The organism is Streptomyces sp. R-07 (assembly GCF_049913175.1).
Taxonomy (GTDB): Bacteria; Actinomycetota; Actinomycetes; order Streptomycetales; family Streptomycetaceae; genus Streptomyces.
Genome location: NZ_CP183978.1, coordinates 1,456,530 through 1,469,003, shown reverse-complemented (window position 1 = coordinate 1,469,003; position 12,474 = coordinate 1,456,530). Strand labels below are relative to the sequence as shown.

General features: G+C 70.6%; 12 protein-coding genes. All 12 read left to right on the top strand.

Going from position 1 to position 12,474, the window contains the following annotated elements; genetic code table 11:
* Positions 1-19: 19 nt before the first annotated feature.
* The 12 genes from pafA to ACN9M0_RS06505 all read left to right on the top strand — a co-directional run bounded on the left by pafA (position 20) and on the right by ACN9M0_RS06505 (position 12,466).
* Positions 20-1,381, top strand: coding sequence for a Pup--protein ligase (gene pafA, locus ACN9M0_RS06560; protein ID WP_017241694.1), 1,362 nt, complete (start codon positions 20-22; stop codon positions 1,379-1,381).
* A 117-nt stretch (positions 1,382-1,498) separates the two neighbouring features.
* Entirely contained in the window at positions 1,499-2,440 is a 942-nt protein-coding gene (locus tag ACN9M0_RS06555; RefSeq protein ID WP_366041168.1) for an FKBP-type peptidyl-prolyl cis-trans isomerase, read from the top strand.
* Positions 2,441-2,498: 58 nt separating this feature from the next.
* Entirely contained in the window at positions 2,499-2,876 is a 378-nt protein-coding gene (locus ACN9M0_RS06550; protein ID WP_366041167.1) for an FKBP-type peptidyl-prolyl cis-trans isomerase, read from the top strand.
* Between the two features lie 123 nt (positions 2,877-2,999).
* Positions 3,000-3,956, top strand: a complete 957-nt coding sequence (locus ACN9M0_RS06545; protein ID WP_366041166.1) for a helix-turn-helix transcriptional regulator — start codon at positions 3,000-3,002, stop codon at positions 3,954-3,956.
* Positions 3,957-3,972: 16 nt separating this feature from the next.
* Positions 3,973-4,926, top strand: coding sequence for a helix-turn-helix transcriptional regulator (locus ACN9M0_RS06540; RefSeq protein WP_426403276.1), 954 nt, complete (start codon positions 3,973-3,975; stop codon positions 4,924-4,926).
* Between the two features lie 52 nt (positions 4,927-4,978).
* Positions 4,979-5,242 (top strand): hypothetical protein, encoded by a 264-nt coding sequence (locus ACN9M0_RS06535; RefSeq protein WP_189804517.1) that lies wholly within the window; start codon positions 4,979-4,981, stop codon positions 5,240-5,242.
* Between the two features lie 35 nt (positions 5,243-5,277).
* Positions 5,278-5,508, top strand: a complete 231-nt coding sequence (locus ACN9M0_RS06530) for a hypothetical protein (protein ID WP_426403275.1) — start codon at positions 5,278-5,280, stop codon at positions 5,506-5,508.
* A 185-nt stretch (positions 5,509-5,693) separates the two neighbouring features.
* Complete coding sequence (tatA, locus tag ACN9M0_RS06525) at positions 5,694-5,975, top strand: Sec-independent protein translocase subunit TatA (protein ID WP_366041163.1); 282 nt, start codon at positions 5,694-5,696, stop codon at positions 5,973-5,975.
* Positions 5,976-6,080: 105 nt separating this feature from the next.
* Positions 6,081-6,983, top strand: coding sequence for a twin-arginine translocase subunit TatC (gene tatC / locus ACN9M0_RS06520; RefSeq protein WP_366041183.1), 903 nt, complete (start codon positions 6,081-6,083; stop codon positions 6,981-6,983).
* A 41-nt stretch (positions 6,984-7,024) separates the two neighbouring features.
* Positions 7,025-7,993 (top strand): diacylglycerol kinase, encoded by a 969-nt coding sequence (locus ACN9M0_RS06515; RefSeq protein ID WP_426403274.1) that lies wholly within the window; start codon positions 7,025-7,027, stop codon positions 7,991-7,993.
* Positions 7,994-8,037: 44 nt separating this feature from the next.
* Positions 8,038-10,866, top strand: a complete 2,829-nt coding sequence (locus tag ACN9M0_RS06510) for a DEAD/DEAH box helicase (RefSeq protein WP_366041161.1) — start codon at positions 8,038-8,040, stop codon at positions 10,864-10,866.
* A 169-nt stretch (positions 10,867-11,035) separates the two neighbouring features.
* Positions 11,036-12,466, top strand: coding sequence for a cytochrome P450 (locus ACN9M0_RS06505; RefSeq protein WP_426403273.1), 1,431 nt, complete (start codon positions 11,036-11,038; stop codon positions 12,464-12,466).
* The last annotated feature ends 8 nt before the right edge of the window (positions 12,467-12,474 follow it).

Here is a 12,474-nt window from a genome sequence, read left to right as displayed (position 1 = left end):
TCAGGCGTAATGTTCAGACATGGACCGCCGCATTTTCGGGCTGGAGAACGAGTACGGCGTCACGTGCACGTTCAGGGGACAGCGCCGACTGTCTCCTGACGAAGTGGCGCGCTACCTCTTCCGCCGTGTCGTGTCATGGGGCCGCAGCAGCAATGTCTTCCTGCGGAACGGCGCCCGCCTGTACCTGGACGTGGGTTCGCATCCGGAATACGCCACACCGGAATGCGACAACGTGACCGAACTGGTCACCCACGACAAGGCCGGGGAGCGCATTCTCGAGGGCCTGCTCGTCGACGCCGAACGCCGCCTGCACGAGGAGGGAATCGCGGGCGACGTCTACCTCTTCAAGAACAACACCGACTCGGCCGGAAACTCCTACGGCTGCCACGAGAACTATCTCGTCGCCCGCCACGGGGAGTTCTCCCGGCTCGCGGACATCCTCATTCCCTTCCTCGTGACGCGGCAGCTCATCTGCGGCGCGGGAAAGGTCCTCCAGACCCCGCGTGGTGCCGTCTTCTGCGTCTCCCAGCGTGCCGAGCACATCTGGGAGGGCGTCAGCTCGGCCACCACCCGCTCGCGGCCCATCATCAACACGAGGGACGAGCCACACGCCGACGCCGAGCGCTACCGCCGGCTGCACGTCATCGTCGGCGACTCCAACATGTCCGAGACGACCATGCTGCTCAAGGTCGGCGCCACCGACCTCGTGCTCCGCATGATCGAGGCGGGCACGGTGATGCGTGACCTGACCCTGGAGAACCCCATCCGGGCGATCCGCGAGGTCAGCCACGACATCACGGGCCAGCGCAAGGTCCGGCTCGCCAGCGGCCGCGAGGCCTCCGCCCTGGAGGTCCAGCGCGAGTACTACGAGAAGGCCGTGGACTTCGTCGACCGGCGCGGCATCCGCTCCGGCACGGTCGCCCAGGTGCTGGAGCTGTGGGGCCGGACGCTCGACGCGATCGAGAGCGAGCAGCTCGACCGGATCGAGACCGAGATCGACTGGGTCATGAAGCACCGGCTCATCGAGCGCTACCGGGCCAAGCACAACATGACCATGTCGAACCCGAGGGTCGCGCAGATAGACCTCGCCTACCACGACATCCACCGTCGTCGCGGGCTGTACTACCTGCTGCAGAAGAACGGGCAGGCGGCCCGCATCTGCAACGACCTGAAGATCTTCGAGGGCAAGTCGGTGCCCCCGCAGACCACTCGGGCCCGGCTGCGCGGCGACTTCATCCGCCGTGCGCAGGAGCAGCGGCGGGACTTCACCGTCGACTGGGTCCACCTCAAGCTCAACGACCAGGCACAGCGAACGGTGTTGTGCAAGGACCCGTTCCGCTCCGTCGACGACCGGGTGGAAAAGCTGATCGCCGGAATGTAGGCAGGTCGTATCGGTCGGCAGGGCCCCGCACGTTCGGCGTGCGGGGCCCTCGACGTGACAGGAGGAGCGCCTAGAGTGTCGGCACAACTACTGTGCCGTCTGAGATCTGAGGAACACGTGCGCCGACTTGCCGGCCTTCTCGTCGTCCCACTGCTGCTGCTCTCCACAGCGGCGTGCGGCAGCGACGACAAGGGCTCCGATTCCGCCTCGATGACGAACGGGCTGCCCACCATCACCGCGGGGCAGAAGTTCGGGGAGAAGCCGACCCTCGCCAAGGGCGAGGGCGACCCGCCCAAGGAACTCAAGGTCAACGTCATCAGTGAGGGCACGGGCCCGGTGACGAAGAAGGGCGACGCGCTCCAGGTGAACTACCTGGGCCAGGCCTGGGACTCCACCACCCCCTTCGACAACAGCTTCGACCGCGGTCAGCCCTTCGACGTGACGCTGGGCGCCGGTCAGGTCATCAAGGGCTGGGACCAGGGCCTGGAGGGCCAGAAGGTCGGCAGCCGCATCGAGATCGGCATCCCGCCGGAGCTCGGTTACGGCGCGGCTGGCTCGCCGCCGAGCATCAAGCCGAACGCGACCCTGGTCTTCGTCGTGGACATCCTGAAGGCCGTGACGATCCCGAAGTCCGCCACGGGCACCCCGGTCGCCCAGGACAACAAGGACCTGCCGAAGGTCGGTACGAACACCGACGGCAAGGCCCCCTCGCTGACGGTCCCGAAGACGGACCCGCCGACCAAGCTCGTCTCGAACTACGTGCTCGAGGCCAACGGTGAGGCCGTCAAGGCCACCGACACGGTCGTCGTGAACTACGTCGCCGCCCTCTGGAAGGACGGCAAGGTCTTCGACTCGACCTACACCACGGGCAAGCCCGCGAACTTCCCGCTGCCGCAGCTCACGCTGAAGGGCCTCAAGGACGGTCTCGTCGGCAAGAAGATCGGCAGCCGCGTCCTCATCGTCGCCCCGCCGTCGGAGGCGTTCGGCAACGAGGAGAAGCAGGGCATTCCGAAGAACTCCACGCTGGTGTTCGCCGTGGACATCCTGACGAAGATGTAAGACTGTCCCGTTCGCGCGGTTCACCATCGCGCAGTTCATCAGTTTGAGGAGCAGTTCAGTGAGCATCGAGAAGCCCGAGATCGACTTCCCGGGTGGCGAGCCGCCGAAGGACCTGGAGATCAAGGACCTCTGGGAGGGTGACGGCGAAGTCGCCAAGGCCGGCCAGTTCGTGCAGGTCCACTACGTGGGTGTCGCCTTCTCCACCGGCGAGGAGTTCGACGCCTCCTGGAACCGCGGCAACGCGCTCGAGTTCAAGCTCGGCGTCGGCCAGGTCATCGAGGGCTGGGACCAGGGCGTCCAGGGCATGAAGGTCGGCGGCCGCCGCCAGCTGATCATCCCCGCGCGCCTCGCCTACGGCGACCGTGGCGCCGGCAGCGCGATCGCCCCGGGCGAGACGCTGATCTTCGTCTGCGACCTCGTGGCCGTGAAGGGCTGACCTCCGGGTCGTTCCGGGGCCCCCGCCATCCATGGCGGGGGCCCTCGGCTTTTGTCCCGACACCCCGGGGCGGTACGGTCGGACGTCCGAGAAGTGGAACCGGCGGAAGGGTGCGGGGCGTCGATGGCGATTGCCAAGTCCGAGCGGCTGATGAATCTCGCGCTGTGTCTGCTCGGGACGCGTCGCCCGCTGAGCAAGCGGGAACTCCGCGGCTCCATCGAGGCCTACCTCGAAGCGAGCGGGGACGACGCCTTCAACCGTATGTTCGAGCGTGACAAGGACGACCTGCGGGAGCTCGGTCTGGTCATCGAGACCGTCGAGAACCTGGAGGGCGAGACCGGCTACCTGGCCCGCCGCGACTCCAACCGGCTGCCGCCGATCACCCTCGACGCCGAGGAGGCCGCCGCGCTCGGCCTCGCCGCCAAGGTGTGGCAGCAGGCCCGCCTCGCCGGGGCCGCGAGCGGCGCCCTGCAGAAGCTCCGCGCCGCGGGCATGCCCGAGGCGGAGGACTCGTACGAGATCCAGCCCAGCGCCCTCGAACCGCGCATCCCGGTCCACGAGGCCGCCTTCGAGCCGCTCATGCTGGCCTGCCGCGACCGCCGGACCGTCGCCTTCGACTACCGCAAGGCCAACGCCGCCCGCCCGGAGACCCGCCAGGTCGAGCCCTGGACCCTCGAATGCTGGCGCGGCCACTGGTACCTGGCCGGCTGGGACCGCGACCGCGGCGCCGAGCGCGTCTTCCGGCTCTCCCGGATCACCGGGAAGGTCCGCTCGCGGGCCGGTGCCTTCACCGCGCCCGTGCCCGACGTCGTGACCGTGCGGGAGACCGTCGAGAGCTGGGCAGGCGAGACCGCCACCCGCTCCGCGCGGATCCGGCTGCGGGCCGGCTGCGGCTACCCGCTGCGGGCCCGGGCACGGTCCGTGACCGAGGGCGGCGAGGGCTGGGACGAGCTGGAGATCCCGTACGGGCACGGGCTCGACGCCTGGCTCGTCGAGTTCGGCCCCGACGTCGTCGTACTGGAACCGGCCGATCTGCGGGCCGATGTGGTGGAGCGGCTGCGCGCCGTGGCCAAGGGCTGAGGGGGAGACGGACCGCATGGCTGCCAACGCGATCGACCAGACGAGGCGGATGCTCTCGCTCGTCACCTATCTCCGTGAGCGCCCCGGCGCCCACGTCGCCGATGTGGCGCGCGCCTTCGGGATCACCGAGGACGAGCTGATCTCCGACCTGGACGTGCTGCCCATGTGCGGCACCAGCTTCCGGGGCGGCGACCTCCTGGACATCGACACCGACGGCGACCGGATCTGGTGGCACAACCCCGACGACGTCGCCGAGCCGCTGCGGCTCGCCGCCGACGAGGCCACCGCACTGCTCGTCGCCGCGCGGGCCGTCGCCACCCTGCCGGGGCTGCGCGAGAGCGACCGGGACGCCCTCCTGCGGGCCACCGCCAAGCTGGAGGCGGCGGCCGGCGAGGCCGCCGGGGCCAGCGCCCGGCTCTCCGTGACCTTCGAGTCCGAGGGCGGGGTCTTCGCCGAGGTCGACCGGGCCATCTCGGAGCGCAGGCGGCTGTGGGTCCGTTACTACTCGCCCGCGCGCGACGAGCTCACCGAGCGCGAGGTCGACCCGATCCGGCTCTTCGCCGTCGGACACACCTATATGGAGGCGTGGTGCCGGCTCTCCGAGGCGCGCCGCACCTTCCGGCTCGACCGGGTCGCGGAGATCCGGATCCTCGACGAGCACGCGGCGCCGCCGGAGCTGGAGCTGCGCGATCTCTCCGCAGGTCTGGTCCAGCCGTCCGCCGACGACCCGGAGGTCGTGGTCGAGGTGGGGCCCGGTGGGCGCTGGGTCGCCGAGTACTACCCGCACGACCGGGCCGAGGAGCTGCAGGACGGCGGGCTGCGGATCACGCTGCGGACGCCGGACCCGGCCTCGCTGCGGAGGCTGGCGCTGCGGCTCGGCAGCGACGGGCGGATCGTCGCGCCGGCGGAGCTCGCCGACAGCGCGAGGACGGCGGCGGCCGCCGCGCTCGCCGCGTACGAGGGCGTGTGACGTTCCCCGCCCCGGGGACGCTGTTACTGACGTGATGCCAGAGTCGAGCGAGATGAGGGAGATGTCCGCGATGCACGGTTTTGCGGCGTCCATGGCCCCGGTCCTCTTCAAGGCCGCCTGCCCCGACTGCCGCTCGCGCTTCGAACTCTCCGCGAGTGCCCTGCGCCTCGCCATCGGGGCGAGCCGCCGCACCACCTTCTACTCCTTCACCTGCCCCGAGTGCGGCAGCTCGGTCCGCAAGCCCGCGGGGGAGCGCATCGTCGAACTCCTCACGGGCGGCGGCGTCCGGACCCTGCGCCTCCACACCACCGTATGAACGACCCATACGTGGCCGGCGTCTAGGCTCAGCACATGTTCTGGCCCATGCTCGCCATCGCCCTCGGCTTCCTCGGCCTCGCCGTCCTCGGTGTCCTCGCCGTCAAGGTCTTCCTCGAGGTCCAGCGCCTCGGGCGTCAAGTGGCCCACACCACAGAGCGGATCCAGCAGGCCGCCGAAGAGCTCGAAACCGCCGCCGTCAGGCTCGCCCGCACCGGCGAATCCGCCGCCGTCGGCCTCGCCCGCACCGGCGAGACGCTCCGCTGAGCACGTGCCGTACGCTGCAGGAAGCGGCCCCGGTCAGGGCTCGCTGGACGCAATCGGGAGTATGCAAGGGCATTGCCTCACGTTTACTCCTGCGGGTTACGATCGCAGGCAGCGCGGTGGCCGGACGCCTGTCCGACCCGCCGGGCAAGCACTCCATGTCGCCTCGGTGAAGAAGGTAAACAGCTATGGGTAGGCTCGGCCCCACCGAGATCATTCTCATCCTCGTCGTCGTCATCCTCCTGTTCGGCGCCAAGAAGCTCCCGGACATGGCGCGCTCGCTGGGCAAGTCGGCCCGCATCCTCAAGAGCGAGGCCAAGGCGATGAAGGCGGACGACCAGCAGAGCGCCCCCGCCGACCCGCCGAACGCCGGCACGCAGGAGCCCGCCCCGCGCACCATCCAGGCCGCTCCCGGCGACGTGACCAGCGCGCGTCCCGTGACCGAGCCGTCGGACACCACCAAGCGCTGACCCGGTCCGCCGCGGCCGCCGCACCGGGCGGCGGCCTGCCGCACGAGATGAGGACGTGGGTTGCCCAAGTCTGCCCGCAAGCAGGAGAAGGACCCCGAGGGCCGGATGCCCCTCGTGGAGCACCTGCGTGAACTCCGCAACCGACTGGCGAAGGGTCTCCTCGCCATCGCAGCGGTGACGATCGTGGCCCTCGTGTACAGCGAGGAGCTCATGCAGTTCCTGACGAAATCGGTGCCCACCTGCGGACCGAACGTCGCCAGCAACGGCGGCAACTGCGCGATCGTCTCCTTCAACACGCTGATGGCCCCCTTCAGCACGACGATCCAGCTGTCCCTGACGGCGGGCCTCGTCGTCGCCAGCCCCGTCTGGCTGTACCAGCTGTGGGCCTTCGTCGCGCCCGGGCTGCACAAGAACGAGAAGAAGTACACGTACGCCTTCGTGGGCGCGGCCGTGCCGCTGTTCGCCGCCGGCGCCTACCTCGCGTACCTCATCCTCCCCGTCAGCGTGAAGGTCCTCATCAGCCTCACGCCCGAGGGCTCCGCGAACATCCTCTCGCTCGGTGACGTCCTCGACTTCACCCTGCGCATGGTGCTCGTCTTCGGCCTCGCCTTCGAGCTCCCGCTCGTCCTGGTGATGCTCAACCTGACCGGTGTCCTCAGCGGCCGCCGCATGGCGGGCTGGTGGCGCGGTGTGATCATGGGCGTCTTCGTCTTCGGCGCCGTCATCACCCCCACCACCGACCCCATCGGCATGCTCGCCCTCGCCGGTCCCATCACCATCCTGTACTTCGGGGCCGTCGGCTTCTCGCTCCTCAACGACCGGCGGCGCAAGCGCAACAACCCCGACGCCGAGCTCGACGACGACGAGGCCTCCTCGCTCGACCTGACCCCCGAGACCGTCGGGGCCGTCGAACCGGTGAGTGCCGTCGGCGCCGTGCCCGAGCAGGCCACCGGCGAGCACGGTGGAACGAGCGCGCAGCGTCTCAACGGTTACGACGACATCACCTGATCTTGTAGGGTCCCCCCAGACTCCGTCCGGGGGGACCCGCAATGACCAGCGACATCACCCTCTTCGTCAATCCCACCGCCGGCCGCGGCCGCGCCGCCCAGGCCGCCCAGCCCGCCGCGCAGGTGCTCAGGGACGAAGGGTTCTCCGTCCGCACCGTCCTCGGGCTCGACGCCGACGACGCCCTGGCACGCGCGCGCGAGGCCGTCGCCGACGGCACCCGCGCCCTCGTCGCCGTCGGCGGCGACGGCATGATCTCCCTGGCGCTCCAGGTCGTCGCGGGCACCACCACCCCCCTGGGGATCATCGCCGCCGGCACCGGCAACGACTTCGCCCGCACCCTCGGCCTGCCCGTCCGCGACCCGGCAGCCGCCGCCCGCCTCACGGCCGGACTCCTGAAGGGCTCGGGCGCCCGCGCCGTGGACCTCGGCCGCGTGACGAGCGGAACCCGCACCCGCTGGTACGGCACCGTCCTCGCATCCGGCTTCGACTCCCGCGTCAACGACCGGGGCAACCGCATGCGCATCCCCGCCGGACGCTTCAAGTACGACCTCGCGATCCTCGCCGAGCTCGCCGCCTTCCGGCCCGTCCCGTACCGCCTCACCCTCGACGACGGGCGCGTCCTGGAGACCGACGCCACCCTCGTCGCCGTCGGCAACGGCACCTCCTACGGCGGCGGCATGCGGATCTGCGCCGACGCCCGCATGGATGACGGACTGCTCGACGTCACGGTCGTCGGGGACTGCGACCGCACCACCCTGATCAAGGTCTTCCCCCGGGTCTACAAGGGCACCCACCTCGACCACCCCAAGGTCACCACCCACCGGGTGCGCTCCCTGACCCTCGACGCCCCCGGCACCACCGGCTACGCCGACGGCGAGCCGCTCGGCCCGCTGCCGCTCACCGCGGAGTGCGTCCCGGGCGCCCTGCGCGTCCTCGCTCCCGCCCCCGCAGCCCCGGGGACGGAGGCCTCCACAGCCCCCGGAGCCGGGCCTTCCGCATCCCCTCGATAAAGATCGCGTCACTGTCACAGGTGGCGGGTAGGCTCGACAACAAGATGACAGAGGACCTCACACCAGCCGAGGCGTACGCGGCCGCCCGCGCCCGCAACGCCGAGCAGGCCACCGCGCTGGCCCCTTTCCGCGAGATGTACGAGTTCGGTCTGGACCCCTTCCAGATCGAGGCGTGCCAGGCCCTGGAAGCGGGCAAGGGCGTACTCGTCGCCGCGCCCACGGGCTCCGGCAAGACCATCGTCGGCGAATTCGCCGTCCACCTCGCCCTCACCCAGGGCCGCAAGTGCTTCTACACGACCCCCATCAAGGCGCTGTCGAACCAGAAGTACGCCGACCTCGTCAAGCGGTACGGCGCCGACAAGGTCGGCCTGCTCACCGGCGACAACAGCGTCAACGGCGACGCCCCGATCGTCGTCATGACCACCGAAGTCCTCCGCAACATGCTGTACGCGGGGTCCCAGGCCCTCTCCGGCCTCGGGTACGTCGTGATGGACGAGGTCCACTACCTCTCCGACCGCTTCCGCGGCGCCGTCTGGGAGGAAGTGATCATCCACCTCCCCGAGTCCGTCACCCTGGTCTCGCTCTCCGCGACCGTGTCCAACGCCGAGGAGTTCGGCGACTGGCTCGACACCGTCCGCGGCGACACCGAGGTCATCGTCTCGGAGAGCCGCCCCGTACCCCTCTGGCAGCACGTCCTCGCCGGACGCCGGATGTACGACCTCTTCGAGGAGGAGACCGACCACGGCGGCCGCGGCGCGTCCCGGCGCGAGCTCAACCCCGACCTCCTCCGCCTCGCCCGCACCGAGAACACGCGCACGTACAACCCGCGCGACCGGCGACGCGGCAAGATGGTCCGCGAGGCCGACCGCGAGCGCGAGCGCCGCCAGCGCTCCCGGATCTGGACGCCCGGCCGGCCCGAGGTCATCGAGCGCCTCGACGCCGAGGGGCTGCTGCCCGCCATCACCTTCATCTTCAGCCGCGCCGGCTGCGAGGCCGCCGTCCAGCAGTGCCTCTACGCCGGACTCCGGCTCAACGACGACGACGGACGCCAGCGCGTCCGCGAGATCGTCGAGGCGCGCACCGCCGCCATCCCCGGTGAGGACCTCCACGTCCTCGGCTACTACGAGTGGCTCGAAGCCCTGGAGCGGGGCATCGCCGCCCACCACGCCGGCATGCTCCCGACCTTCAAGGAGGTCGTCGAGGAGCTCTTCGTCCGGGGCCTGGTCAAGGCCGTCTTCGCCACCGAGACGCTCGCCCTGGGCATCAACATGCCCGCGCGCACCGTCATCCTGGAGAAGCTCGTCAAGTGGAACGGCGAGCAGCACGCCGACATCACCCCCGGCGAGTACACCCAGCTCACCGGCCGGGCCGGACGCCGTGGCATCGACGTCGAGGGACACGCCGTCGTGCTCTGGCAACGCGGCCTCGACCCGGAGCACCTCGCCGGACTCGCCGGCACGCGCACGTACCCGCTGCGCTCCAGCTTCAAGCCCTCGTACAACATGGCGGTCAACCTCGTCGAAGGGTTCGGCCGGCACCGCTCCCGCGAGCTGCTCGAGACCTCCTTCGCGCAGTTCCAGGCCGACCGCTCCGTCGTGGGCATCTCGCGCCAGGTCCAGCGGAACGAGGAAGGCCTCGAGGGCTACCGGGAGGGCATGACCTGCCACCTCGGGGACTTCGAGGAGTACGCGCGGCTCCGCCGCGACCTCAAGGACCGCGAGACCGAACTGGCCCGCCAGGGCGCCGCCCAGCGCCGCGCCCAGGCCGCGAGCTCCCTGGAGAAGCTCAAGCCCGGTGACGTCATCCACGTCCCCACCGGGAAGTTCGCGGGCCTCGCCCTCGTCCTCGACCCCGGCATCCCGGCCGGCCGCACCAACGGCCACCGCGGCTTCGAGCACCACGACGGGCCGCGCCCCCTCGTCCTCACCGCCGAGCGGCAGGTCAAGAGGCTCGCCTCCATCGACTTCCCGGTCCCGGTCGAGGCACTGGAGCGCATGAGGATCCCCAAGTCCTTCAACCCGCGCTCCCCGCAGTCCCGCCGCGACCTCGCCTCCGCCCTGCGGAGCAAGGCCGGGCACATCAACCCCGAGCGCCACCAGAGGCAGCGCGCGGCGGCCGCCGACGACCGCGAGATCGCCCGGCTGCGCACCGAGATCCGCGCGCACCCCTGCCACGGCTGCGACGAGCGCGAGGACCACGCCCGCTGGGCCGAGCGCTACCACCGGCTCCAGCGCGACACCCAGCAGCTGGAGCGGCGCATCGAGGGCCGCACCAACACCATCGCCCGCACCTTCGACCGCATCGTCGCGCTCCTCACCGAGCTCGACTACCTGCGGGGCAACGAGGTCACGGACAACGGCAAGCGGCTCGCCCGGCTCTACGGCGAACTCGACCTGCTGGCCAGCGAATGCCTTCGCGACGGTGTGTGGGAGGGCCTCACCCCGGCCGAACTCGCCGCCTGCGTCTCGGCGCTGGTGTTCGAGGCGCGTCAGGCCGACGACGCCGTCGCGCCCAAGCTGCCCACGGGCAACGCCAAGGCGGCGCTCGGCGAGATGGTGAAGATCTGGGGACGTCTGGACGCCCTCGAAGAGGAGTTCAAGATCAACCAGGCGGAGGGTGTGGGGCAGCGCGAGCCCGACCTCGGCTTCGCCTGGGCCGCCTACCAGTGGGCCTCGGACAAGAGCCTCGACGAGGTGCTCCGCGAGGCGGAGATGCCCGCCGGCGACTTCGTCCGCTGGTGCAAGCAGGTCATCGACGTCCTCGGACAGGTCGCCGCGGCGGCGCCCAAGGAGAACAGCACGGTCTCCAAGAACGCCCGCAAGGCCGTGGACGCGCTGCTGCGCGGTGTCGTGGCCTACAGCTCGGTGGGCTGACGGGCTGACGGTTCTTTGGCAGGGGCCCGTGGCGTGCGCGCCGCGGGCCTCTTGGCATGCCGCCGACAGGCGTTGTCCACAGGTGGTTGTCCACAGGGGTGGCGCGTGCACGGGCCTTCCGCTTGCATGGACTCACAAGCAGGGCAGGTCAGTTGGGGAGGGGACGCACATGACCACGCAAGCCGGTCATCCGCATGCCGGGACGCGGGACGAGGGAGGGCCGACGGGGGCGGAGGCAGGCGCAGGGGGAGCGGCGTCGGCGGCTCCGGTTGTCGTCGAGGGGCCGCGAGGCGTGCCCTTCCTCGGGAACCTGCCGGCCTTCGGCAAGAACCCCCTCGCCTTCTTCGAACAGCTCCGGGAGCGCGGGGACTTCGTCCGCTGGCGCTTCGGCGGAAAGCCCTCGCTGTTCATCGCGCACCCCGACGCGGTCGGCGAGCTCCTCACCGAGGTCGAGCGCACCTTCGACCAGCCCGACCTCGGCATCGCCTTCCGTACGCTCCTCGGCGACGGCGTCATCGTCTCCAAGGGCGCGGACTGGCGGCGCAAGCGGTCCCTGGTGCAGCCCTCCGTCCGCCCGAAGCAGGTCCGTTCCTACGCGGCGACCATGGCCGAATGCGCCGTGGCCCTCGCGGACCGGTGGAGCGACGGGCAGCGGGTCGACATCAAGAAGGAGATGGCCGCCCTCACCCAGCTCATCGCCGTCCGCACCATCTTCGGCGTCGACACGGCGGCCGACGCCGAGGCCATCGGCCGGGCGATGGACATCGCGCAGAAGGAGATCGGGGCCGAGTTCAGCGGCATCGGAGCGGTGTTGCCGGACTGGGTCCCGACCCCCGGACGTGCTCGGATCAAGCGCGCCACCGCCGTCATCGACGCGGAGGTCTCCCGTGTCGTGTCCCAGCACCGTGACGGCGAGACCGAACGTCCCGACCTGCTGAGCCGCCTGCTCGCCGCCCGGGACGAGACCGGTGCGTCGCTCTCCGACCAGGAGATCCGGGACGAGACCGTCACCCTCTACATCGGCGGTCACGAGACCACGAGTTCCACCCTCGTCTGGGCCTGGTACCTGCTCTCCCGCAACCACCGGGTCCGTGAGGCCCTCACCGAGGAACTCGACCGGGTGCTCGCCGACCACGAACCGGGCTACGACGACTACTCCTCCCTGACGTACACCCAGGCGGTCATCAAGGAGACCCTCCGCCTGTACCCCACGATCTGGCTGATCACCGGCCTGGCCAAGGAGGGCGCCACCCTCGGCGGCATGCCCGTGCCCGCCGGCACCCGCGTCTGGTCCAGCCAGTGGGCGACCCACCGGGACCCCCGCTGGTACGGGGACGCCGAGGCCTTCCGCCCCGAGCGGTGGATCGAGCAGGACGGCGCACCGGCCGAGGAGATACCCGAGTACGCCTGGTTCCCCTTCGGCGGTGGCCCCCGCGTCTGCCTCGGCACCCGCTTCGCCCTCGTCGAAGCGGTCCTCGTCCTCGCGGTCCTGGCCCGCCGCTACCACCTGGACCTCACCACGGACGAGATCCTCCCGGTGCCCAGCCTCACACTCCAGCCGGACCGCGACGTCCTCGCCACGGTCCACGCCCGGAAGTGAGCCCGCCG